2 protein-coding genes are annotated in these 1,202 nt (G+C 69.1%); both read right to left on the reverse strand.

Translation table 11 applies throughout. From position 1 onward, the window contains the following. Nucleotides 1–307: hypothetical protein (locus tag ACRDSQ_RS06265; RefSeq protein WP_431419592.1), on the reverse strand; the 307-nt coding region annotated here is incomplete at its 3' end. Nucleotides 308–370: 63 nt separating this feature from the next. Further along, nucleotides 371–1,162 carry an IS21-like element helper ATPase IstB gene (istB, locus tag ACRDSQ_RS06270; RefSeq protein WP_431419594.1) on the reverse strand — a complete coding sequence of 264 codons (792 nt, stop codon included), beginning with the start codon at nt 1,160–1,162 and terminating at the stop codon, nt 371–373. Nucleotides 1,163–1,202: the final 40 nt, after the last annotated feature.

Here is a 1,202-nt window from a genome sequence, read left to right on the forward strand (position 1 = left end):
AGGTCAGGAACGGCGTGGCCGGTACGTCCAGCCCGTTGCCTGCGGCGTCGGAGAGGCGGCCGGTGGCGGGCTCGTAGCGCAGGTAGCTCCCGAGGTGCCGGAGCCCGTTGGCCGAGGCGTAGGCCCACTCCCAGGCGATGTGGATGTTGCCCTGGGCGTCGCCGATCACGTCGTCTGGGTAGACGACGTAGCTCGGGTCGTCGGCGAACACGACGGCACGTGACCATGCCTTGCCGGCGTTGTCCCAACGGTACAGGTGGCCGCTGCGCCCGTTGCGCACGATGAGGTAGATGTTGATGGCGCTCACCGAAATTCGCCAGAGTTGCTCACCGAAATTCGCCAGGTGAGTTCCTCGGTGGCGACACGGTAGTCAGCGTCGTTTGGCGTCACCTCCTCCCGGTCGGAGTCGTTCGGCGCGGGCGCGGTGGGCGCGCATGCGGTAGCTGTCGCCGTCGATGTTGAACACGACCGAGCGGTGGAGCAACCGGTCGAGCATGGCGGCGGCGACCATGGGGTCGTCGAAGATGGTTCCCCACGACCCGACGCCGAGGTTGGTGGTGAGGCAGATGCTGCCTTTGAGGTAGCGCTGGGTGATGACCTGGAACAGCGCGGCGGCGGCTTCGCCGGCGAGGGGGAGGTAGCCGACTTCGTCGATGATCAACAGGCGCGGTCCGGCGTAGAAGCGCATCGTGGTCGCCCATCGGCCCTCGAGGGCGGCGCGGTGGCAGCGGGCGGCGAGCTCGGCGGCGGTGGTGTAGTAGGTGCGGTAGCCGGCGTCGATGGAGGCCCGTCCGAGGGCGACGGCGAGCATGGTCTTGCCCACGCCGGGCGGGCCGATCAGCAGCACGTTGGTGGCGTCGTCGAGGAACCGGAGCGTGGCGAGTTCCCGCACCATTGCTTGGTCGACCGCTGGTTGGGCGTCGAAGTCGAAGTCGTCGATCCGCCATGGTGCGGGGAGGCGGGCGAACCGTTCGAGGCCGGCGTGTCGGCGGGCTTCGGTGGCGGTCACCTCGACTTCGAGCAGCCGGGTGAGGAAGGCGGATGGCCCGAGCTTGTTCTTCACCGCGTGGTCCAGGTGGCTGGGGAGCGCTTCGGCGGTGGCGGTGAGGCGGAGGTAGGCGAGCTGGCCTCGCAGCTGTTGGTAGAGGGAGTCGGCGCTCATGCGCCGACCTCGTCGTCGCGGCGGCCCATGGCGTCGACGA

This window comes from Actinokineospora sp., from assembly GCF_050699995.1.
Classification (GTDB): domain Bacteria; phylum Actinomycetota; class Actinomycetes; order Mycobacteriales; family Pseudonocardiaceae; genus Actinokineospora.